This window comes from Flavobacterium laiguense, from assembly GCF_003097655.1.
Lineage (GTDB): Bacteria > Bacteroidota > Bacteroidia > Flavobacteriales > Flavobacteriaceae > Flavobacterium > Flavobacterium laiguense.
In genome coordinates this window covers 26,741-49,569 of record NZ_QCZH01000008.1, presented here as the reverse complement: position 1 = coordinate 49,569, position 22,829 = coordinate 26,741, and the positions used below count along the sequence as shown (strand labels likewise).

The 22,829-nt window shown below is 33.8% G+C and carries 20 protein-coding genes; 2 read left to right on the top strand and 18 right to left on the bottom strand.

The window, feature by feature from the left end; genetic code table 11:
- Positions 1-15 precede the first annotated feature (15 nt).
- On the bottom strand, positions 16-1,290 hold the full coding sequence (gene glyA / locus DB891_RS09240; protein ID WP_116762803.1) for a serine hydroxymethyltransferase: 1,275 nt from the start codon (positions 1,288-1,290) through the stop codon (positions 16-18).
- A 108-nt stretch (positions 1,291-1,398) separates the two neighbouring features.
- Here glyA and fahA point away from each other — a divergent pair, with 108 nt between their 5' ends.
- Positions 1,399-2,682 carry a fumarylacetoacetase gene (gene fahA, locus DB891_RS09235; RefSeq protein WP_116762801.1) on the top strand — a complete coding sequence of 428 codons (1,284 nt, stop codon included), beginning with the start codon at positions 1,399-1,401 and terminating at the stop codon, positions 2,680-2,682.
- A 221-nt stretch (positions 2,683-2,903) separates the two neighbouring features.
- A complete protein-coding gene (locus DB891_RS09230; protein WP_116762799.1) occupies positions 2,904-4,088 on the top strand; it encodes a hypothetical protein in 1,185 nt (394 codons plus the stop codon).
- 119 nt (positions 4,089-4,207) lie between these two features.
- Here DB891_RS09230 and DB891_RS09225 read toward each other — a convergent pair whose 3' ends face one another.
- The 17 genes from DB891_RS09225 to DB891_RS09145 all read right to left on the bottom strand — a co-directional run bounded on the left by DB891_RS09225 (position 4,208) and on the right by DB891_RS09145 (position 22,799).
- The gene (locus tag DB891_RS09225) at positions 4,208-5,374 is read right to left on the bottom strand and encodes an acyl-CoA dehydrogenase family protein (protein WP_116762797.1); all 1,167 of its coding nucleotides are present in this window, start codon (positions 5,372-5,374) and stop codon (positions 4,208-4,210) included.
- A 391-nt stretch (positions 5,375-5,765) separates the two neighbouring features.
- Positions 5,766-7,061 (bottom strand): phenylacetate--CoA ligase, encoded by a 1,296-nt coding sequence (locus DB891_RS09220; protein ID WP_116762795.1) that lies wholly within the window; start codon positions 7,059-7,061, stop codon positions 5,766-5,768.
- Positions 7,061-8,812 carry a C45 family autoproteolytic acyltransferase/hydolase gene (locus DB891_RS09215; RefSeq protein ID WP_116762793.1) on the bottom strand — a complete coding sequence of 584 codons (1,752 nt, stop codon included), beginning with the start codon at positions 8,810-8,812 and terminating at the stop codon, positions 7,061-7,063. Before DB891_RS09215 ends, DB891_RS09220 begins: the two co-directional genes overlap by 1 nt.
- A gap of 15 nt (positions 8,813-8,827) precedes the next feature.
- Entirely contained in the window at positions 8,828-10,345 is a 1,518-nt protein-coding gene (locus tag DB891_RS09210) for a phytoene desaturase family protein (RefSeq protein WP_116762791.1), read from the bottom strand.
- Positions 10,342-14,028: a 1-acyl-sn-glycerol-3-phosphate acyltransferase gene (locus DB891_RS09205; RefSeq protein ID WP_116762789.1), complete on the bottom strand. Its 3,687-nt coding sequence runs from the start codon at positions 14,026-14,028 to the stop codon at positions 10,342-10,344. The genes DB891_RS09210 and DB891_RS09205 overlap by 4 nt, the downstream gene beginning before the upstream one ends.
- A gap of 4 nt (positions 14,029-14,032) precedes the next feature.
- Complete coding sequence (locus DB891_RS09200; protein ID WP_116762787.1) at positions 14,033-15,214, bottom strand: DUF2062 domain-containing protein; 1,182 nt, start codon at positions 15,212-15,214, stop codon at positions 14,033-14,035.
- Between the two features lie 16 nt (positions 15,215-15,230).
- On the bottom strand, positions 15,231-15,716 hold the full coding sequence (locus DB891_RS09195) for a hypothetical protein (RefSeq protein WP_116762785.1): 486 nt from the start codon (positions 15,714-15,716) through the stop codon (positions 15,231-15,233).
- Between the two features lie 34 nt (positions 15,717-15,750).
- Complete coding sequence (locus DB891_RS09190; RefSeq protein ID WP_116762955.1) at positions 15,751-16,122, bottom strand: 3-hydroxyacyl-ACP dehydratase; 372 nt, start codon at positions 16,120-16,122, stop codon at positions 15,751-15,753.
- A 5-nt stretch (positions 16,123-16,127) separates the two neighbouring features.
- The gene (locus tag DB891_RS09185; RefSeq protein ID WP_223256081.1) at positions 16,128-16,775 is read right to left on the bottom strand and encodes a porin family protein; all 648 of its coding nucleotides are present in this window, start codon (positions 16,773-16,775) and stop codon (positions 16,128-16,130) included.
- 10 nt (positions 16,776-16,785) lie between these two features.
- Positions 16,786-17,427: an outer membrane beta-barrel protein gene (locus tag DB891_RS09180; RefSeq protein ID WP_116762783.1), complete on the bottom strand. Its 642-nt coding sequence runs from the start codon at positions 17,425-17,427 to the stop codon at positions 16,786-16,788.
- Between the two features lies 1 nt (position 17,428).
- On the bottom strand, positions 17,429-18,043 hold the full coding sequence (locus tag DB891_RS09175) for an outer membrane beta-barrel protein (protein WP_116762781.1): 615 nt from the start codon (positions 18,041-18,043) through the stop codon (positions 17,429-17,431).
- Positions 18,044-18,048: 5 nt separating this feature from the next.
- Entirely contained in the window at positions 18,049-18,684 is a 636-nt protein-coding gene (locus DB891_RS09170; protein WP_223256080.1) for a hypothetical protein, read from the bottom strand.
- The gene (locus DB891_RS09165) at positions 18,662-19,297 is read right to left on the bottom strand and encodes an outer membrane lipoprotein carrier protein LolA (protein ID WP_116762777.1); all 636 of its coding nucleotides are present in this window, start codon (positions 19,295-19,297) and stop codon (positions 18,662-18,664) included. Before DB891_RS09165 ends, DB891_RS09170 begins: the two co-directional genes overlap by 23 nt.
- Positions 19,287-20,018, bottom strand: coding sequence for a polysaccharide deacetylase family protein (locus DB891_RS09160; RefSeq protein ID WP_223256079.1), 732 nt, complete (start codon positions 20,016-20,018; stop codon positions 19,287-19,289). Before DB891_RS09160 ends, DB891_RS09165 begins: the two co-directional genes overlap by 11 nt.
- A 38-nt stretch (positions 20,019-20,056) precedes the next feature.
- On the bottom strand, positions 20,057-21,121 hold the full coding sequence (locus DB891_RS09155; RefSeq protein ID WP_116762951.1) for a beta-ketoacyl synthase chain length factor: 1,065 nt from the start codon (positions 21,119-21,121) through the stop codon (positions 20,057-20,059).
- Positions 21,118-22,320, bottom strand: coding sequence for a beta-ketoacyl-[acyl-carrier-protein] synthase family protein (locus tag DB891_RS09150; RefSeq protein ID WP_116762773.1), 1,203 nt, complete (start codon positions 22,318-22,320; stop codon positions 21,118-21,120). The genes DB891_RS09155 and DB891_RS09150 overlap by 4 nt, the downstream gene beginning before the upstream one ends.
- A gap of 116 nt (positions 22,321-22,436) precedes the next feature.
- On the bottom strand, positions 22,437-22,799 hold the full coding sequence (locus DB891_RS09145) for a four helix bundle protein (protein ID WP_116762771.1): 363 nt from the start codon (positions 22,797-22,799) through the stop codon (positions 22,437-22,439).
- Positions 22,800-22,829: the final 30 nt, after the last annotated feature.

Below are 22,829 nucleotides of genomic sequence, written 5' to 3'. Positions count from 1 at the left end.
ACTTTAAACAAAAATTTAGTAAACAAAGATTGCTCTTTCGCTCATCATTTCGTTTACTTCATTGGCTACTTCTTCGATAATATCTTCATCGGTATGGTTCATTAAAACCTTATCAATCATAGCTACAATCGTTTCCATATCTTCTTCAACAAGACCACGAGTGGTGATTGCTGGAGTTCCAACACGGATACCTGAAGTTACAAATGGTGATTTATCATCAAATGGAACCATATTTTTATTTACGGTGATTTCAGCTTTTACTAAAGCATTTTCTGCCTCTTTACCTGAAATTCCTTTATTTCTAAGGTCAATCAACATCATGTGATTGTCTGTTCCTCCAGAAATAATGTTGTATCCTCTTTTTACAAAAGCATCTGCCATTGCATTAGCGTTCTTTTGCAATTGCATCGCGTAAGTGAAAAATTCATCTTTCAATGCTTCTCCAAAAGCAACCGCTTTGGCAGCAATAATGTGCATTAATGGCCCACCTTGATTTCCAGGGAAAACAGCAAGATCTAATAATGAAGACATCATTCTGATTTCTCCTTTTGGTGTAGTTAATCCCCAAGGATTTTCAAAATCTTTACCCATCATGATCAAACCACCACGAGGACCACGTAATGTTTTGTGAGTAGTTGTTGTTACAATATGACAATGGGGAATTGGGTCATTCATCAAACCTTTGGCGATAAGCCCAGCAGGATGAGAAATATCTGCCATTAAAATAGCCCCAACGCTATCAGCAATTACTCTAAAACGCTCAAAATCCATATCACGGGAATAAGCCGAAGCACCTGCGATGATTAATTTTGGTTGCTCTCTTGTTGCAATTTCTTGAATTTTATCGTAGTTCAAACGTCCTGTTTCTTGATCTACACCGTAAAAAACCGGGCTGTACAAACGTCCAGAAAAGTTTACTGGTGAACCGTGAGTCAAGTGTCCTCCATGTGATAAATCGAAACCTAATATTTTATCACCTGGTTTCAAACAAGCAAAAAACACTGCTGTATTGGCTTGTGAACCTGAGTGTGGTTGCACATTTGCGTATTCAGCTCCAAATAATTCTTTGGCTCTGTCTATTGCAATTTGTTCTACTATATCTACTACTTCGCATCCGCCGTAGTATCTTTTACCAGGGTATCCCTCGGCATATTTATTGGTTAAAACAGATCCAGCTGCTTCCATCACTTCGTCACTTACAAAGTTTTCAGAAGCAATAAGTTCTAGTCCGTGTATTTGTCTGTCTTGTTCTTCAAGAATGAGGTCAAAAATTTGTTCGTCGCGTTGCATTTCTTTGATTTTAGTTAATTTGGCGCAAAAATACAAAAAAACGTTTGTTTAACAGTTAGATTATAATATATTTGACGAGTAATTTTCAACAAAATAATTAACATTATTATGCCAATAACAGCCAACGATCCCAGTAGAAAATCATGGTTAGAAGTACTAACAAACAGTGACTTCCCTATTCAGAATATACCTTTTGGTGTTTTTTTAACAAAAGAAAACATAGTTACCGTAGGAACAAGAATTGGTGACTTCGCAATCGATTTAGGAGCTTTACAGCAGCTAAACTACTTTGAAGGGATAGAATTGACGGACGATATGTTCATGCAAGACACTTTGAACGATTTTATATCCGATGGTCAAAAAACATGGAGATTGGTACGAAATAGAATAGCTGATCTTTTTAACGAAGTGAATCCCGAATTAAGAGACAATACCAAACATAGAGAAATAGTAATTTTTAAAATGGAAGATGTCGAAATGCAACTTCCTGTATTAATTGGTGATTATACTGATTTCTTCTCTAGCAAAGAACACGCTACCAATACTGGAAAAATGTTCCGTGATCCCGAAAATGCTTTATTACCCAACTGGTTACACATTCCGGTAGGATACCACGGAAGAAGTTCTACTATTATTCCGTCTGGAATTCCGGTACACAGACCAATGGGACAAACCTTGCCAAATGGCGAGACGACTCCTGTTTTTGGACCTTCACGATTAGTAGATTTTGAACTAGAAACTGCATTTATCACTACCGATTGCAATATTATGGGAGAAACCATTCCAATTAGTGAAACCGAAGATTATATTTTCGGGATGGTTTTATTAAATGACTGGAGCGCCCGTGATATTCAAAAATGGGAATATGTACCACTAGGACCATTTTTGGCCAAAAACTTTGGTTCATCAATTTCACCCTGGATAGTTACTATGGACGCTTTAGAACCTTTTAGAACCAAAGGACCTAAACAAGAACCAACACCTTTCCCTTATTTACAACAAAAAGGAAAACACTCTTTCGATATTAATCTTGAAGTGGCAATCGCTCCAGAAAACGCAGAACCAACTGTTGTTTCTAGAACCAACTTTAAATACATGTATTGGACCATGAGCCAACAACTAGCACACCATACCTCAAACGGTTGTCGTGTAAACTCGGGAGACATGATGGGTTCTGGAACACTTTCAGGATCGACTCCAGACAGCTTCGGATCAATGCTAGAATTGACTTGGGGAGGAAAAAACCCTATCACATTAAATGACGGTACTGAACGTAAATTTATAAATGATGGCGATACCGTAATTATTAAAGGGTACAGCGAGAACGGGCAAGTTCGCATTGGGTTTGGAGAATGCTCTAGCAAGTTACTCCCTCCTTATGTAAGACAATAATTTAGAATTAGTGATTAGTGAAGAGTAATTAGCTGCTAGCTGTATAATACTTGAAGCTATTCAACAATCACTGAATAACGACAAAAACTCTTATACAAACCGACAATTTTACAGTTGTCGGTTTTTTTATGAAAAATTTTAAGCATAATACTCTAAAGGAATAGTAAGTTTGTAAAAATATTTTTTAGCTTAAAATCGATATAATTCATTGCCCCCAAAACATGAAAAAAATTACTTTTATAATTGCATTCTTTATTCTGCTTAGCTCTTGTGGAGTAAAACAAACCCAAAACAACCTGGCTTCTGGAAATTATGATGCCGCAATTGATATTGCCGTTTCCAATTTACGCACCAATAAAGACAAAAAAGGAAAACAAGATTATATCTATTTACTCGAAGAGGCTTTCGCCAAAGCCAAAGAACGAGATTTAAACACCATTGGCTTTTTAAGCAAAGAAAACAATCCAAATAATTTGGAGAAAATATACAATACCTATTTGGCATTAAATGATCGTCAAGAAAAAATCAAACCTTTGCTTCCGCTAAAATTGATCAATGAAGGACGAAATGCTATTTTTCCTTTCGATAATTATAATGACGGAATCATCAGCAGTAAAAACAATCTATCCAATTACCTGTATGCCAACGCAAAAGCCTTGATGCTGACCAAAAACAAAATGAACTACCGCAGGGTTTATGATGATTTAGCTTATTTGGATAAAATAAATCCCAATTATAAGGATGTTGCGAAAATTATGGATGAAGCTCAGTTTAAAGGAACCGATTTTGTGATCGTTTATACCCAAAACGAAACCAACATGGTTATTCCGACACAACTTCAAAACGATTTGTTGGATTTCAAAAGCTATAAACTGAATGATAAATGGACGGTTTACCATAGTGCCAAACAAAAAGGAACCAACTATGATTACGGAATGCTGATCAACTTCAGATCGATCTTTATATCGCCTGAACAAATAAAAGAAAGAGAATTTATAAAAGAGCGTCAAATCGTTGACGGACAAAAAAAACAACTAGATGCTAACGGGAGAGTGGTTTTGGACAGACAAGGAAAACCCGTAATGATCGATAATCTCGTGAATGCATCGGTAAATATCTATGAGATTAGACAATTCAAATCGTGCCAAATCACTGCAAAAGTGGATTACATCGATAATAAAACCAACCAATCAATAGAATCTTTTCCAATAGCAAGTGAGTTTGTTTTTGAAAATATTTATTCGACCTACAAAGGAGATCGTCGTGCTGCCGATGCTAATTATTATGCCTATTTCGACAAGAGAGTTGTTCCCTTTCCTACTAGCGAGCAAATGGTTTATGATACCGGCGAAGATTTGAAAGCCAAAATCAACGCAGTTATTACTCGCAATCAGTTTAGAAAATAAGAACTTTATATTTCTAAAACCAAAAAAGCAACTCCAAACCGAGTTGCTTTTTTGCTCCATTACAATTCCCTATCAAGATAATTGGGCTGCACCATGACAATGTTATACTCAACGAATCCCTATAAATCCTTAAACAATTTACGGGCAATGAGTATTTTCATGATCTCATTCGTTCCGGCATAAATACGCGCCACACGATTATCAGCATACATATGGGCAATAGGGTAATCCCACATATAACCATACCCGCCAAATAATTGCAAACATTCATCAACGACGTTACCGCACATGTCGGTTGCCGAGTATTTAATCATCGAAGCACTTTCGGTTGTTAATTTATGGTCAATTAATAATTCGATACAACGATCTAAAAAAGCCTGATGTATTTGCATTTGAGTCGTACATTCTGCCAATTTAAATTGGGTATTTTGAAATCCAGCTATAGGTGTTTCAAAAGCGGTGCGCTCCATCGTATAGGCAATCGTGTTTTGGATGGCTCCTTCGGCCGTGGCTACTGCCATAATCCCAACGGTTAATCGTTCCCTAGCCAATTCCTGCATCATAATTTTGAATCCTGCTTTTTCGTCTCCAAGTCTATTTTCCTTTGGTACTTTTACATTATCGAAAAACAGCTCGGCAGTATCTTGAGATTTCATTCCAATTTTTTTGAGCGGAACCCCTTTACTGAACCCTTCCATAGTCGATTCTAAAATAAGTAACGTAACCCCTTCCTGATCGGTATTGTGGCCTGTTTTTACGGCCACAATAGCCATATCACACATAAAACCATTGGTTATAAAGGTCTTTTGACCATTCACCAGATAATAATCTCCTTTGTCTTCGGCCGTTGTACGAAGTGCTTTCAAATCACTCCCGCAATTGGGTTCTGTCATTCCTATGGCCGTAATAATTTCTCCTGATGCCATTAGCGGCAAATACTTTTGTTTTTGTGACTCGGTTCCGTACTTCAATAAATAAGGGGCCACAATATCCGAATGCAACGAAAAACCAGGACCGGTTATCCCCTTTTTGGCAAACTCTTCAATAAGCAAAGAATTAAATGTAAAATCCAATCCTCCCCCGCCATACATTTCCGGCATGTCCAAACACAACAACCCCAAATCCCCTGCCTTCCTCCATATTTCACGGGATACCATTCCATTTTTCTCCCATTCCTCTAAGTGATCCACAATGTCATTTGCAATGAATTCCTGAATCATTGCTTGCATCATTTTATGCTCTTCGGTGGCATAAATCTTGCGTTCTAATAGTATGTTTTGCAGCATTTGTCAAAGTTTAAATTTGGAGGATGCCAATGGTACTGCTACAAAAAGGGTTCAGATAATAATAGTCACAATAGCATCCTTAAAAAATTTCGGTTTCTAAAGTTACATTATTTTTGGGAACTAAAATTTTTTATAAGTGTAAATTACAGAGCATATACATGAGTGAATATAATTATAGGTTTGACACAGATTTCACAAATTCCCACAGATTAATGCCGATTATGTATTCAATATAATCCAATAATCCCGAAGGTTCGGGAGGACTATTTTCATACTATATCGGCATTATACCACTTACTATTGGGCTATCTAGAAAATATAGATGGTATAATTTGTATAAATCGGTAAAATCGGTGTCAAAAAAAAATCACACTTCCACAAAGTCAGCTTATTACATGCTTTTTCTATTATCAAAAAAATGAATTGGTTTTCTACTCATCGGATTAAATATTAAAGGTTTTAAAGCCTCGTTCGTAGTAAATTCAATTCTGGGAGTTACACGCAATTTGGCACGAAAATGGTCTTTTAATTCCTGTAGAAAGGCCGCTGTTGGATGCTTAACCGCTATTTTAATCAGGATTTCATCAGTTCCTAACTCATTGGTTGAAATTTCGATGATATGACTTTCGATAGCATCAAAATCATTCAAAACATCATTCATCGCTGGTGGGTATAAAGTGGTTCCCTTGTATTTTATCATGTGCTGTTTTCTGCCAATCACTGGACCTACACGCAATGTATTTCGACCACACAAACAAGGATCGGTCTGTAATTGTACAATATCCCCGGTTTTAAAACGAACCAAAGGCATGGCTTCAATCCCTAAAGTGGTAAAGGTCAGTTCACCCGATTCCCCATTTTTTACGGGATTATTAGTTGAATCCAATACTTCCACAATAATCAATTCGGGATGATGGTGCCCTCCTACTCCATGTTCACATTCAGTAAAAGCCGTACTCATTTCAGTAGAAGCATAGGTAGAGAACAATTTAATATTCCATTTGTCCGTAATTTTTTTGGACAGCACATTCATAGTGAAATCTTGATTTCTAAGAGATTCCCCAATACAAATAGCGCCTTTTACACTAGAATTATTGATGTCTATATTGTGATTTTCGGCATATTCAATCATTTTTAGTAAAAAAGATGGAACTGTAATCAAATGGGTTGGTTTGTATTTCAAGATTGAATCCCATTGCAATTCAGGAATTCCAGCGCCCACACGAATAACACCGACCTTCATTTTTCGGAGACCTAAAAAATAAGCCAATCCCGCCATGAATCGACGGTCGATAGTAGTCATCAATTGCACCACATCGCCTTCTTTTATTCCTGCACAATCAAACGAAATGGCTTCATTATACGCCAATCGATCTAAATCTTTATCTGTTAACCCAAAAGTAACGGGATCTCCCAAAGTACCAGATGTAGTGGAATAATCAATAATTTTATGGACTGGAACACATAGAAAATCATCATTCTGCTTTTGTAAATCCTCTTTTGTGGTAACAGGCAACAAGGACAAATCCTCCAATGTTTTTATGCGGGCAATATCAATGTTGTTTTTAGCAAAAAGAGCCTTGTAAAAAGGTGAATTGGCATTCACATAGGATAACAATTCCGTTAATCTTTGTTCCTGAAACGATTTTATTTCGGCTGTCGTAGCTATTTCTATCTTTGGAATCATTACAGTTTTCTTTTAATTTTCTTTAAATAGTGACTAACCACTTCTCTTTCAGTAAGCGTGCCAATTTCTTTGGTCAATGCTTTTTCAAATTGTTCCTTGGCCAAAACAAATTTTTTGTTTTGATAAAAGTACAATCCTGCTTTATAATAAACAACCCAATAATCAGGATTTAAAGATTGATAAAATTCGATAAAATTTACCGGTAAACCTTTTTTGTTTTTTAAAAAAGCGTCCATTTTTCGGTCTTCTAAACGGAACAATTCATAGTTTTTATAGACAGTCGTTTCTAGAAAAGGGTCTTTTGGAATATTTCTTTTTTCATCTTCCAAAGAAACGCCCATGAATAAATTTTCTTCTATTTTATTTGGGAAAGGCATTCCTGATTCCCCTAGGGAAACAGTATTTTTTTCGGAAGAAACGATCGTGTCGTTACATTTTCTGTTTTTAAAAATGGTATTCAGATCATAACAGACAAACTCACCCAATTGATAAGGATTCGCCGATACCCAAACTAATAATTGATCGGGTTTAAAAACAACTCCATGGTGTGCCAATAAATAATTTATGGCCTTTTCATTCCCGTAACCCAAAGGTAAATTATTAAACCCTTCCGTATTTCTAAGAATATTTACTGCAACTTGTGGGGTGATTTTTTTATTTTCGGCTAAAAGCTGCGTCATTCTATCGTATCGGTATTTGGAATGGCTGTTGACTATTTGATCTAGATTACGGTCAGCATTTTTTAAACTATTGCTTTGAAAATGGTTGGTACAAATCAATTGATTGCTGTTTGGAACATCATAAATCCCCATAGTATCAGGGGATACCTCAATTAAAATTGCTTTTTTATCATAGGCACTTCCCACCATGATAGATTCCGATACAAATACTTTTCTTTTTTTTGCAATAACAATGGCTTCTTCAATATTCTTGGCGTATTGCAGAATTTCTCTAGTCAAAATAGAGATCGGTGTTTTAGCGATCAAAGGGATTTTAGATTTTGCAGAATTTATGGTTACCGTTAAACCTTCGATATTCATTCCCGAAAGAACACCTATCATTCCAGGCCAAGTGACCATCATAAACGGATGACCTTTTTTTGGATTGACAAAAGACACTAATTTATCTTGGGCAAAATCATCCCCAGCATAAAAATCTAAATTACGTCCCAAAATCAAGGATCCATCTTCAGTTTTATCACCCCATGCGGCAAAAGAGGAACAACCTGCAAATTTAAAATCTTGCAAAACATGTCCAATATCGTGTGCTGCATGCAAATACAAACTTCTCTGATAGGAAGAAGCAAGATAGTCGTATTCCGGGTTGCTATTTTTAGAAACCCCATAAATTTCGGTTTGGTATTCCTCGGGTACATTGAGATATAATTTTCGATTATACCATTTTAGAAAATTCCTCAGCATCCGTTGTTTGAATTTTGAAGGTACTATTTCTTTAATTTTAGAGAAAAACAATCGATTTTGCTTCAATATCAATGAATCCGTCAAGCTTCCCATTACCAGACCTCTTTCTAGCGGATCCCCTTCAACATAGAGTTCCCAAAGATTTTGTTTGTTTTTAAACAAAAAATTATTGCCCATAGAAAAAGAGGTATTGCTATGTTTTTTAACTGGCGGAACAACATCATTATACCCCGTTAATTCAGGTTGATGTCGCATAGAATTGGATGTGCCACAAGAAGCTAATAAAAAAATAAATGCAACTAAAAAAGCATATCGAATTCTGTTTTCCATATCAAGAATAATCTATTAAACTGAAGTTTGATTAATTTTCCCTACCAAGTAATCTTTCCCAACAATCTCAGAACAAGTAACCACAGCACCAATAGTCACTCCAAGAACACCATGCATATTAATACTCTGCCCAGTAAGCAATAGATTATCAAGCTTTGTTTTGGAGGCAATAAATGTTTTCATAGGGTTATTAGAATCCTTTTCATAGCCATACATATTTCCGTTATGTCCACCAATATAATCTCTATAAGAAAGTGGTGTTGATGAATAAATAGACTTGATACAATCCTTAATCCCTGGAAATTTGAGTTCAATCTCTTCCAGAAAACGATTCGATTTTCGGATTTTGAAGGCCTCATAGCTTTCTCCTCTATCCTCTTTTTCGGCCGTAGTATTAAAGGTTTGCTCCCATGGTTTTAAATCAGCAAATTTCATGTAGGTAATAAAAGTCATTCCCTCTGCCCAGCCATCCTCTTTTTTGGAGGCATTCATAGAAGCCATAAAAGCTTTTGGCCAAGTTTCCTCAGTATAATCGTGCGCTGTCCAAACTTCATTACTATCCTTAAAATGGTAATAATTCCGGTTTAAGTATTTAAATGATTCCGGTTTAAAAACAATATACAAACTAAAAGCAGAAACCCCTCCCTCTAAACTCGAAATTCTATTGACAAATGCTTTCCTAAAGTTATTTTCTCCAGCCATTTTAAGTGTGGCTTTGGGATCAACATTAGAAATAAAGTATTGACTGGTGACAGTAGTGCCATCTTTCATTTTGGCAGTAGTAACGGCATTGTTCTCAACAACTAATTGAATTACTTCTTTGTATTTATATACTTCACCTCCGTTAATTTTGAGTTGCTTTATCAGTTGTTTTGTGATTTGACTCCCTCCATTAACACAACGCCAAGCACTTTGAATATACGAATTTACAGATAGTGCATGAACATAAAAAGGAGATTTGTCAGCAATTCCGGCATACAGAAAATTAGTACCCGCAAGAACGGCCCTTAATTTTTTATTCTCCGTTAACTCATCAATATATTGTTTTGCATTAATAGACAAAATAGCATGGTCATATTGCCCTTCTGTTTTTAAATTATACAAAGGAAAAAAATCACAAGTAGCAATAATATCATCACAATATTTTTGAATCGTAGCCCCTTCTTCAGGAAAACTTTTCTCCAATTGATTAACAAAATTAGCATAACCTTGGGCGTGTGGAAACTCTTGATCTTGATCTTCAAAAGAAACGATATCAAAACCATCTTCATCCATTTTTTTAAGTTTCAAGTCATCCATTATGCCTAAATACTTAAAATATTTATACAAATTTTGACCTTCACTTAGTCCTCCTATATAATGAATCCCGGTGTCAAAAATAGTTTTATCCCGTACAAAAGTTTGCAAATTACCACCAAACTGATTGTTTTTTTCGAGTACACAAACACTATACCCTTCTTTTGCCAATATAATAGCAGACACCAATCCGCCCAATCCACTTCCAATTATAACTACATCATAATGCTCTTTCATGATACCTTTTTCTTAAATGTAATTAAATTATCGATTTCAATATCAACTTCAAAACCAAAATTCAATATACTCTCCTTTAAATTTTCTGCATTTAATAAAATAACCTTTTCGGCCAAATTACAGATTCCTTCCAAATTGTCTAGGTCATTTTTATCTGAGAACAAAACAACATTGTACTTCTTTTGATTCAATTCTAATTCATTTTCAACATAATGAATATTTCTTTTCTTTAAGATATAATTCGTTTTGGCAACAGCCTTATTCCATTCGTCAGCAATAAAAGAATCTATTTTTCTTTGTGGTTCCTGAAGCGAAAGCAATACATCCAATTGCCCATAATCATTGGATATATGCGCTATTCTAGCTTTAGAATCAATACACTTATTTAACTGATAATATAATTCTAGATTTGTATTCAAATCTGCTTTCACTGCTTGAACCACCTCCCTTTCTTTAAAATCGAAACTATTGAGAATCATTTTTTTGAAATAGTTTGGCCCTTCTAAATCTTGACGCATTTTTTTATGATGCAATTTAAAAAACGAACTCAATTTCTTAGTTCTTTCCCCATACTCTTTCCCAAAAGTAGAATCATTGGGTTGAATTCTGTCTAAAATTTCAACAGTAGTCGTTCCGCCATTGATTAAAAAATCCCCTTTGGGCAAAACCTCTGAATAACCATGAATAACTACAGGAATAATATCCAAATTGAATTGCTCCGCCAAATAAAAAGCGCCTTTATGAAAACGTTTTATCGTATTATCCTCTGAACGGCTTCCCTCAGGAAAAACCATAATTGAAAAACCTTGTTCTACTTTTGAACGCAAATGCTCTACCCCATTATCCATCCCACTCGAAACAGGATAAAAACCAACCATACGAACTCCAATACCAAAAACAGGAGAATTATAAACCCAATCACTTACCAAAAATATAATTTTGGGGCTTAACATACCTATTGCCAAAATATCCAAAAATGAAGAATGATTTGCAATGATTACTGCTGGTTTTTTAAAGTCTTCATTTGGTTTATTAATGATTGTTCGCCTATTTGATGGATAAGTCAAAAACACAGAACCCATGAATTTTGACAATAAATAATGGAAGCCCATCAGTTTACTTTTTTTCGAAAAGGGTAAAATTTTCATCATGATATTTCCAAATACAGATAAAATAAAACCACCCAAACCAAAATAGGCAAAAGACAAAGAAGAATGAATTAAACGTTTAATTTCATAAGGTGATTTTCCTTTTTTCACTCTATTGGTAACAAAAAAATGAAAGACTAAGGGTTGCAAAATAAAGGTAATCATCAATGCCGAGAATATTCCAATAATTGCAATTAATGATATGGATTTTAAAGCGGGATGCTTGGCAAAAATAAGCACTCCTATTCCTAAAATTGTGGTAGCCACAGATAGTAAAATGGAGGTTCGATAACTGGGTAATTCACTTTTACCAAAAGTATGTTCCTTTTGTAAAGCTGAAGTCATAAAAATGCTATAGTCTACTCCTATTCCAAAAATTAAGGTGCAAACAATGATATTCACAACATTAAATTGTAACCCAAACATACCCATTAATCCTGTGGTAAAAATCCAACTAATCATTATTGGTATAATACTCACAATGACCAATTCTATTTTTCTAAAAGCCAATAAAAGAACCAAAAATATGGCTATAAAGGAATAATTAACAAGGTCTTCAAAATTAGTTTTCAGCGCGCCAAGGAAAGTCTCATTGGTTTGTTGCCTGTCAATAACCACTAAATTGGGTTGCTTCTTTATTTTATTGACAAAGATATCTCGTTTGGCTTTTGGCACTTTTACCAAAGTGGAAATAGTATAAAATCCATTTTTTTGAGAGACAAATTCGTCTAGAAAAAAGGATTTTACTTTTAGATATTCTTCAATAGGTATTGGAGTGAATTGTTTGTTTAAAAGTTCATGAAATCCCGAAAAAGTAGTGGCTTTAAATCCAAATTTATTCCCTTCATCAATTAATGCACCAGTAAGGGTTGATTTTTTTTGAGAAGTCCAAAAAGTATTCCATTCCTGTATTTTTTGTTTTTGAACATCCGAAGAAAAAACTATTCCACCAATAGAGCTGAAATTCAATATTTCTTTCGAATTTTTATTTTTTTCCAAAGCATTAAAAAGTGCATTATTATTGGCTACAACTTCATCATAGCTCTTGCCATATGTTGCCAAATAAATGGATTTAGACGAAAAATCAGCAATATCTTCCAACTTTTTCTCTGCCGTTTTCAACTCTGGGCTCATAAAATTTAAAGCCGAAAGATCATTATTGAAAGTCACCTTAGAGTACGTAAAAAGAGAGACTATCAAAAGAACTGCTATCGAAGCTATCAAAAATTTATTTTTATGATAGGAATACTCCCCTAGCTTGTCAATCACATTACTTTTGGGAACAAATAGTTTCGTATTCGTTTTATACAAAAGCGGAATTAACACTATAGAAAACACAGACGTTGAAACCACGCTCAAAGCTGCAAAAATCCCTAAATCCTGCAAAGCTTCCGATTTAATAAAAAACAAACACAAAAAAGAAATAGAAGTTGTCACTCCACAAAGTAATAGCGGTTTGGTAATGTCTTTATAAAGTAGCTTTACATTCTTATTATTCCGTAAATGCGTTAAAACATAAATGGAATAATCCGTTGTTTCACCTAATAAAATGGAACTTATCCCCAAAGAAATTGCAGAAATAGTCCCTTTGAAAAAATATAAAACAGCCAAAGCAAAAAGCGCTCCAAGTAGAGATGGAATAAAAATAATGATTGGAGTTGTTATACTTCTATAGAAAAAAGCAAGAATCAAAATTAAAGTTAACCCCGCAAAAATTGAGGTCTTTTGCACATCAGCTTTAATCTGGGTGGCATTGGCAACAGCAACCGGAGTGGCTCCAAAATAAGTCATTCCCACCTTGCCTTTGAATTTTAGATTTAAATTATTTCTGATTTTCTCTAAATTCTTTATAAACAAAGTGTTTTTATCGGTTTCATTGGTAGCTAATTTTGGCGTGACAAAAAGCAATAAATTCTTCTTGTCTTTGGTTAAAACAAATCCGTTTTGTAATTCGAAATCATCTCCCACGCTAAGTTGTTGCAGTTTTTTTAAGGCGATAAATGAAATCCCTAATGGATCTTGAAGAATAAAATCTTTAGAAATTATTCCGGTTGGGGAAATTAATGATTTATAATCTGCTGCGATACTTGCTGCGACACTATCCTTTTGCAACTTATTCTGAATGACAATATAATCCTTTTGATCTAAAAAAAGAGGCAAATTAGCATACACAAACCCAATGGTTTCCTGTATGTTTTTATCTTCAATTTTTCCCTGAATTTTCGCTACAAATGGCGTACAATTAGTTTCTAAACTGTCAATAAAGGCATTGGCATACTCCGTTAAATCATCTGGCGATCCATCCTGTTTACTGGAAACAATAATGGTAATTTTATCGGCAAAATTAACCTGTTCCAATACTTTTGAAGTTATTCCAGATTGATCATTAGAAGGAATTAATTGGTTTATATTTTCTTGAAATGAAATACGGGTAGCGAAAAATCCTAAAAGCAAAAATACAGCTATCGCGATTCCTGTAGACAGCAATTTATTCTTATTACAGAATGTATATAAATGAAATAAACTATTGCGCATGCTGCTATTTTTTATGTTTTAAATTATTCACAAAAGTTAAAAGTAAATAACTCGTAACCCCAAAAAGGATGGCCATAACCGTAGCCAAAATAAAACTTCCGACTAGATACTGGGTAATGTTTTTTTGAATATCCACCAAAGTCATATCCATATTCAAAATTAATGGTTTATCACTCGTAATGAAATAGCTGCCTATTTTTAGCGATCCATAAATAACAAACGGAATCAAAGGAGGAAAACTAACATTCGAAAAAGCAAACGCAATGGCTTTATTCAACTTCAACAAAACCGCTAAAGCAATAACTAAGACAGTTTGAAAACCCCAAAACGGAGAAATTCCAATAAAAACCCCTAAAGCAATTGAAGCTGCTTTTCGGGCATTTGAATCATTACTTTCTAAAACATTTTCTAGCAAAAACTTCTTAAGTCCTTTTTTTTTTAATTTTCGAAAAAAGTCACGGGGCTTTATATAAAATAATGAAATACAAACCAGTACCGTGTTCAAAACACTAATTCTTGTAAAATCTTTGAAAGGACGAAAATGAGACACACGTTCGGTTGGGTCATACAAAACTTGAATAGGAATATTTTTTACAGCAATGTTTTTCCATGCCGATCGAACAATAACTTCAATTTCAAACTCAAATTTATTGGTAAAATAACGAACGGGAATTTTTTGCAAAGGATATAATCTATAGCCTGATTGTGTATCCTCTAATTTATGACCTGTTTCAAACCAAAACCAAAAATTAGAAAACTTATTCCCGAAACTACTTTTTTTAGGGACATTTTCCTGCGTCATGTTTCGGCTCCCGATCAAAAGAACATCGCCTTCCTTTTCTAAAATCGAAATAAAATCAGGAATATCCGAAGCAAAATGTTGCCCATCGGAATCTATTGTTATCGCATAATTATAATTTAATTCTAATGCTTTTTTAAACCCATTTCGCAATGCAATTCCTTTCCCAGCATTTTTAGGATGATGAATTTGAACTAAATGGGAATAACTTTCAAGAATTTGTCCCGTTGTGTCTGTAGAGCCATCATTAACCACAATAATATTTGAAGTATACTGCAAAACCGAATCTAGAACACGTTTCAAGGTTTTGTGATTATTGTACGTGGGCACAATAATACAAACTTTAAGTTGATTGATCCGTTCTGCCTCAGGAAAATGAGTATTCATCCTATTTATACTTTAACTATTTTAATACTTGTTTTTCGGTTGCCGTAAAACTTTTCGATTGTTTTATAAAATCACCAATATATGTTTTTAATGCTCCCGTTTGTTCATTATAGTGGTCTAACAAAAACTTTTTATCTTCTTTTTTATTTCCCCTATAATTTACAATTTTAGGAACATTTTCTTGAACACTCAATCGAATCATCCGTATTTCTATAGCATTGGGATCATTAGCCACTGCATATTCAATTAAGCTGGACCCTTCTTTGAATTTCTTGGACTTATCCGAAACTTTCTTTTCCAGCTTTGAAATAATTGTCAAAGAAGCCCCCTTGTACGCCACTAGCGTTTTATTATCTTCTTTGGTGACATCCTTCAGCTTCACCGCAAACTCCTTGGCATTACTTTCAGAACTGGTAGCCGTGGTATATAATTTCCTTATTTCGGCAACAGAAACAGTAAAAAAAATGGATGCAAAAAGAAAGAGTGAAAAAAGTATTTTCATTACAAAATAAATTAAAAATTACAAGTACCTTAAATTATACTTTTTTATAAACACAGCTCAATTTTAAGGCCACCGTTTCATTAAAACAAGTGATGTTTTTTACTTTCACCAAGTTATCCTCTATAGTGGCAACATCCAATTCCAAACGCAACTCAGGCGTATTAAAAGGATTGATTAACGCCATAAACTTAACGTTTGACAAGGATTGCATAAACAAAGGACTTTCAGTGATTTGTTCTGTAAGCTCTTTTATAATTTGCATCATACAAACCCCCGGCATTATTGGGTTACCTGGAAAATGTCCTTTAAAAACTTCGTGCTCTTCATTGATTAAAATGGTTGCCAAATATTTAGAATCGGCTGTGTTTTCTAATGAAGATATTGTATAAAAATCTTTTAGTAGCATTGTCATTATTTTAAATCAAAAATATAAGAAAGTCCCAGTTGAAAAGATTGATTCAAAACAACCTCGTCATAATTTCCGTTATTATTGTTATCTATATTCGTATTGTAATTATTTCCATAAATATCAATCATTCCTTGTTTAAAACGTGCATCAAAAGACAAACCATTAGAAAAGGAGTAACCAACACCACCAATAATCGCAAAGTCAAATCCAATAGGATCCTTAGATAAGTAATCTTGTTGAAAATTGTCGTTAACCTTAAAATCTAATGAAGGTCCGACCGCAAAGTGAAATCCATCTCCAAAATAAAATTTATTAATGACACTTAAAGAAAGATAATCAATCTCATAATTTGTTTTTGACTCACTATAAAATGCTGGATCCGGATCATATTGATTTAATACATCAAAATGATAGGTTCTACTTGCTCCTTGTTGCGAATATAGCAGTTCGGGTTGCAAAGTGTATAGTTTATTGAATTTTATAGCCAATTGACCTCCTAAATAAAAACCCGTCTTAAAATCCGAATCAAAGTTGGTAAACCTAGAAAAATTCACCCCCGATTTTACACCCGGTTTTATAGTAACTTGAGCTTTTATCTGTGTAATTCCAATCAGTACAAAACATGCGATAATTAATCTTTTCTTCATCATATAGTATAAATTATTTAAAATCAAATGTATAAGTTCCACCAAATTGAAAAACAAGGTTTGAATTTACGTCTATATTATCTTGATGATCATCATAAGCATCTCTAGTACCTATCTTAATTCTAGATTCTAATGCAAGACCTTTATTAAAATTAAATCCAACACCTCCAATGATCCCAAAATCAATATCTTCTCCTTTGGAAATATAGATATTGTAATTATTATCCAAATCGACAGATGAGCTACTTCCTACCAGAATATCAACAAAAGGGCCTACCAAAACATATAAACTTTTATTTAAGTTGAATTTATTAATCGTTGCAGATGAAATATAACTTAATGCTAATTCAGCCTCTCCTTCTTTGTACATATAAGTTTCATAACCCGTTTGATTATCATAAAAAACATCAGTACCCACAACAGTACCTTTACCTCCTTGCACAGAATAACTAATTTCTGGCTGTAAAGTATAAAAACTCGAAAGTTTTAAAGCGCCAAAAGCACCAAAGTAAAACCCTAGTTTTGAATCAAGATTTGTGTTTTGTATTTTCGAAACATTCAAACCTGCATTAATACCCGGTTTAAAAGTTACTTGAGCATTTGATTGCAGAATTCCAGTCAATACAAAAAATGCGATAATTAAGTTTCTCTTCATCTTATTTTATATCAAAGGTATAAGTCCCTCCTAGAGAAAAAACAACATTTGTATGATTATTATCAAAATCAATAACTGGTATGATTCCTTTTTTTACTCTAGCCTCAATACCAAAATTCGGAGTAAATTTTACACCTGCACCTAAAACAAAAGCCATATCAACATTGGCATCTGTATCAAAATCTTTACTTACTACAAAATCAAGTGTTGGCCCAAAATGAATATTAAACATTTCTCCAAAAGTAAATTTATTCATCACTTCGAAAGATAAATAATCTACATTTAAATTACCATTTCTATTGGCGGGAGAAGTATATTCTGATCCTTGAGCTGAATAATCAATTTCAGGTTGCAAAGTATAAAATTTAGACAATTTCAAAGCGCCATAAAAGCCAATGTAAAAGTCTGTTTTATTCGAAAAATTAACATATTCTCTATTATAATAGTTTGAATCATAAGGATCCGAATAATATCCACTCCCTTTTGTAAAATGCGAAAAATTAGCTCCAGCTCTTATTCCTGGTTTAAAAGTTACTTGAGCTTGAGTTTGAGAAATTCCGAATAAAATAAAAAAGATAATACTGATTCCTTTGCTAATCTGGTTGCTTGTTTTCATAGTTGTTAATTTGTTTGATCTTTAAAATAATTTAATTCTATTTTTAATGGGATTGTTTTATGCTGAATTATAATTTTTGTAGCAAAAATATTGTTTTCTGAGGTGAAAAAGAGGTTTATTTTTTCTTTTCTTTTAGTCGAATGTACAATTTTACTTAAATTATTATCCGATTTGGAAACAAAAAGATAATTCAACCTTTTCCCTTCTTCAGAGAGATAAACTTCATTTTCTGTGTTATCAAACTGAGCTTTAATTGCATAATGACTTCGCAAAAGCAATCTAAAATCAGTTATCAAGGTATTGATCAACATTTTGCGATCTAGTTCTTCTACGATGAAATTGACGTTGAAATTGGTTTCCGAAATTTCAAAATCCAATAATTTATTCCCAAATTCAGTTGTAAAAACCACTCTATGCGTAGTGTCGTTAATTTTTTTTGCTATAAAAATTCCGGATAATTCATTTCCATAAACCGTAATATTGGCTTTATAAACATAATCAATTGTGGGATTAGAAAAATAGGGAACATCATAACTTGATTTTTCTAAAGCAACCGTTGCATAATCCTTAACCACCGTATTGGTTGCACATGAAGTTAAAACCAGAACAAGAAAACAACTAATTCGTAAAAGAAGCTTCATCGATTTTTGCATTGATTACTTTGTTTTTTAATACAATTCGGGTAAAATCTGCTGATGATTCCAATAATTTAACCTGAACAACTGTAGCGTCCTCTTTATCAAAAGTTAATTCTATCTGCTTGATGTATTTCTTTAAAGCGGCATCTTTTGGAACAAACTTGCTAATATTTTGGTTCTTGTTTTTAAAGTATGAAATAGTAAACTCCTTATCATCAAATAAATCTCCGCTCACACTCCCCACAATAAGTTTATTGATTTTTCCAAATAACTTACTATTTCCTATATCTACAGCACTTTTTTTGCCCTCATCGTTAATGAGTATTTTTCCATTCTTAAAAATGATAGCATAACTGTACGGTTTTTTGTATTGCCAAAGTAATGAATTAGGCTCCTTAAAAACCATTTTCCCCGAAGTTTCAATGTCTTTCGACAAAAAATCCAGATGCTTGTATTGTACAAAATCTGTACTTAATGATTTTATTTTTTTGGACACCATCGCTACCGATTGTTTGAACACCGCAATCTCATTGTCAGTCATTTTTTGCTCTTGGGCAAAAGAACTAAAACAGAAACTATTTATAAATACCAATAATAGAAAAACGTTACTCTTCATGTGCTTTTATTTTCAAGAGTTGTTCTAATGAAACAACTGTATAATTATTATTTTGCAAAAACTCCAAAATTTGCTTCAATACATTTACCGTTTGTAGGGATGTATCATGCAAAAGTATAATTCCTCCAGGGGCTATTCTTTTTACAATTCGCTTATAAATAAACTTTTCGTTTTTAGTAATCCCATCCAATGACCGAATATTCCAACCAATGGTTTTGTGTTTAGTAACCGCTAAAGCTCTCCTCATCGAAGGATTTGTAACCCCAAAAGGCGGTCTAAACAGTCTTGTTTTTTTTCCTAAAACAGCTGCAATCAAAGCATCGGTTTTTTCAATTTCGGCGATCACTCTTTTTTTTCTATAAAAATCAAAAAAAGAAGAATGACCGTAAGAATGATTTCCAACAAGATGACCTTCTTCAATAATTTTCCTAAAAATATCTGGATTTTTCTCTATATTTTTTCCAATGCAAAAAAAAGTAGCTTTAGCATTGTATTGCCTCAAAGCATCCAAAACCAAAACCGTCATTTCATGCGGACCATCATCAAATGTAATGGCTATTTTTTTTTCGGTTTCCAATGGATTACAACAGTATGTTTTGACATGATAATTGGATGCAATATACGAGGATCCAAAAAACACCACCAAAAACCAAAGACACCCAAGCAATACAAAATACTTGATTTCTACCACTACAAAAACACTGACTAAAGCGAGTAGCATTAGAACCAAAATAAAAAAAACAGTGACTGCTTTATGCTTTAACATCTCGAAATCAAAGTAAAACCATGGTCAATTCCGTTGCGCTGATTGTATAAAAGAATCGTTTTATAGGCTGATTTTTCTAAACTATTACTTTTTACAATTTCAGGAATAGTTTGGTTTTTAATGATTTTTACACCAACCCACAATCCAAATGCAGAAGCCGTATCGTATTCCCCGCTCAAATGTTTGTAGTACACTTGGGGCGTATTTGCAAAAGTACTATCGGCTAGGTCTTTATAATACAAATCAGATTCTACATCTCCATTATATCCTAAAACTACAGCGTCAACATCAGTAATTGCCAAATCATTTGAATCTAAAAAAGCAATAATCCTCTTTTCAACATCTTGAACTTCTAGTTTATTAAGAATTTCTACATCTAGGATTTCTGCATAAGAATGCTCTTTTTTCTCATTTTCCAAAGCAAAAAAAGCAGCACCTTCCCCAAAAACCACACCTTTTGTAGTGGAGTTTAGAACCGTATAAGGACTTTGATTTTCTTCTTTAATAAAACCAATTAATTTGAACAATGACATCGTATAATCGCCAGTTTCATCAATTCCTCCAACCAATACCGAAGAAGTATCCTCCTCTTCAATTTTCATTTTCGCATCCAATAGCGCTGATTCAAAAGAAACCGAACCATTCACATACGTTAAATTATAGGCTTTGCATTGCAATCCCAAAGCAATTTGACCACCAACGGTATTGTGTGTTGATTGTATAAAGGAAGTAGGCGTTAAAAACTGTTCATTATTATCCAGAATGGCTTTCAAAAATTTCTCAGAATCTTCAATACAGCCCATTCCGGTTCCTGTTATAATAGCATCAACGGTTTCTAATTGCGCATCTCTTAAAGCAAGAGTGGAAGCTACAATTCCGTTTTTGACTCCTTTTGCCATTCTTCTGATAGCTACAGGTGGGATAAAATCTTTGTAAACGGGTACTTTTAACGATAATATCGTGTCATTTTCGTTCAATTCTGCTTCTTCCAAAAAAACAGTATCGAATGTTTTTTGAGCCGAAATACAACCTAATCCGTTGATGTATGTCTTTTTTATTCGCATTTCGAAAATATAAGGGTCGAACAATTTCCTCCAAACCCAAAAGAATTAGAGAGTACGTGTTCAATAGTTGCATGTTTTAAAGTCGTTTGTGGCACCAAATTAAATTCTTCCATCTGTGTTGTAAAATTCAGATTTGGAAAAACCACATTATGCTGAATGGCCAAAACACTAAAAACAGCTTCAATTGCAGCCGCAGCCGCTAAAGTATGTCCTGTAAAAGGCTTTGTTGAACTAAAATCCGGTGTTTTATTTTCTCCAAACAATCGAACGATGGCACGTCCTTCGGATAAATCATTATTGGGGGTTGCTGTTCCATGAACATTGATATAGTCAATTTGTTCTGGTTTTAATTGAGCAACTTGAAACGCTTTTTCCATCGCTAGAAAAGCACCATCACCGTTCTCTGAAGAAGCGGTTTGATGAAAAGCGTCATTTGCATTTCCATAACCCGAAACTCTTGCCAGCACTTTTTTATTTTCCTTTTTTACTATTTCATCTGATTCCAGCACCAAATAAGCGGCAGCTTCACCAAGGTTTAACCCTTTTCTGTCGTTATCAAATGGCTTATTATACCCATCTGACAAAATCATCAAAGTCTTAAATCCATTAATGGTAAATTTGGATAATGCATCTGTTCCGCCCACAATAACACGGTCTAGTTTACCCGACTTTATCAGTCTAGCTCCCAACATAATAGCATTTGCCGCAGAGGAACAAGCAGTGCTGATGGTGGTTACCATTCCTATTAAACCTAATTCATTTGCTATTTTGTCCGCAATATCTCCTGCATTATGACTGCTGATGTATTTTTCTGTATCCGCATTTTCAAAATACTCATAATAAAATCGTTCCGTCATATCCATTCCACCTACACTCGTAGCCGAAATCAATCCCGTCTTGTATTCATTTATCGAAGTTATTCCAGCATTTTTTACGGCCTGTTTAGCTGCTATAGCACCAAGCATAGCGGTTCTGGAGAAATTGTTCTCAGGAGAAAGTTGGAGATCATCAACCAACTGTTGGTTTGTTTTTTTTATTTCACCCACTTTAATAACATCGGTATGAACTGTCGAAATGTTTTCGATAGTGGTAATGCCAACTTTGTTATTCATTAACGAAATAAAATTTTCCTCAACCGTATTACCTATTGAAGAAATAATACCCATTCCTGTTATGGCAACGCCTTTATTCATTTTAGATTTTAGATTTTAGATTTTAGATTATGTGTTACTTAATCTAAAATTAACCGTTTATAATGATTCAAATCAATACAAACTGATTTACAATAATTTATTATTTTAATTTTAGATTATATGTTACTCAATCTAGTATTAACCGTTTTTAAAGAACTAACAAAAATAGCTGTTAATTGATTTCCCTCGTCTAATACATTTTGGATTTCTAAATCAGATAACCACTTTTTCTCATTAATTATTTCTAGCCAAAAAACAGTTTCGTCTGCTTCTTCCAGAACAATATTCATTTTAGAAACAAACTCTTTATCACTTCTTGCTCTACATACTGCTCTATAGTTAGCGCCCACTGACGTTCCGCTTCTTATAATTTGATTCGAAATGGTTCTGCCAGCAATTGAATTTGGTAATTTTTCAACCAAATCAATAATCTCTAAAGAAAACTTCTTAGTTCTTAATTTTAATTCATTTGTTGTCATACCTACTTTTAAATCTAAAATCTAAGCTCT

Excerpts from the sequence above, each read along its gene's own strand:
- glyA (WP_116762803.1), bottom strand. The coding sequence starts at position 1,290 with ATGCAACGCGACGAACAAATTTTTGACCTCATTCTTGAAGAACAAGAC.
- fahA (WP_116762801.1), top strand. The coding sequence starts at position 1,399 with ATGCCAATAACAGCCAACGATCCCAGTAGAAAATCATGGTTAGAAGTA.
- DB891_RS09230 (WP_116762799.1), top strand. The coding sequence starts at position 2,904 with ATGAAAAAAATTACTTTTATAATTGCATTCTTTATTCTGCTTAGCTCT.
- DB891_RS09225 (WP_116762797.1), bottom strand. The coding sequence starts at position 5,374 with ATGCTGCAAAACATACTATTAGAACGCAAGATTTATGCCACCGAAGAG.
- DB891_RS09220 (WP_116762795.1), bottom strand. The coding sequence starts at position 7,061 with ATGATTCCAAAGATAGAAATAGCTACGACAGCCGAAATAAAATCGTTT.
- DB891_RS09215 (WP_116762793.1), bottom strand. The coding sequence starts at position 8,812 with ATGGAAAACAGAATTCGATATGCTTTTTTAGTTGCATTTATTTTTTTA.
- DB891_RS09210 (WP_116762791.1), bottom strand. The coding sequence starts at position 10,345 with ATGAAAGAGCATTATGATGTAGTTATAATTGGAAGTGGATTGGGCGGA.
- DB891_RS09205 (WP_116762789.1), bottom strand. The coding sequence starts at position 14,028 with ATGCGCAATAGTTTATTTCATTTATATACATTCTGTAATAAGAATAAA.
- DB891_RS09200 (WP_116762787.1), bottom strand. The coding sequence starts at position 15,214 with ATGAATACTCATTTTCCTGAGGCAGAACGGATCAATCAACTTAAAGTT.
- DB891_RS09195 (WP_116762785.1), bottom strand. The coding sequence starts at position 15,716 with ATGAAAATACTTTTTTCACTCTTTCTTTTTGCATCCATTTTTTTTACT.
- DB891_RS09190 (WP_116762955.1), bottom strand. The coding sequence starts at position 16,122 with ATGCTACTAAAAGATTTTTATACAATATCTTCATTAGAAAACACAGCC.
- DB891_RS09185 (WP_223256081.1), bottom strand. The coding sequence starts at position 16,775 with ATGATGAAGAAAAGATTAATTATCGCATGTTTTGTACTGATTGGAATT.
- DB891_RS09180 (WP_116762783.1), bottom strand. The coding sequence starts at position 17,427 with ATGAAGAGAAACTTAATTATCGCATTTTTTGTATTGACTGGAATTCTG.
- DB891_RS09175 (WP_116762781.1), bottom strand. The coding sequence starts at position 18,043 with ATGAAAACAAGCAACCAGATTAGCAAAGGAATCAGTATTATCTTTTTT.
- DB891_RS09170 (WP_223256080.1), bottom strand. The coding sequence starts at position 18,684 with ATGAAGCTTCTTTTACGAATTAGTTGTTTTCTTGTTCTGGTTTTAACT.
- DB891_RS09165 (WP_116762777.1), bottom strand. The coding sequence starts at position 19,297 with ATGAAGAGTAACGTTTTTCTATTATTGGTATTTATAAATAGTTTCTGT.
- DB891_RS09160 (WP_223256079.1), bottom strand. The coding sequence starts at position 20,018 with ATGCTACTCGCTTTAGTCAGTGTTTTTGTAGTGGTAGAAATCAAGTAT.
- DB891_RS09150 (WP_116762773.1), bottom strand. The coding sequence starts at position 22,320 with ATGAATAAAGGCGTTGCCATAACAGGAATGGGTATTATTTCTTCAATA.
- DB891_RS09145 (WP_116762771.1), bottom strand. The coding sequence starts at position 22,799 with ATGACAACAAATGAATTAAAATTAAGAACTAAGAAGTTTTCTTTAGAG.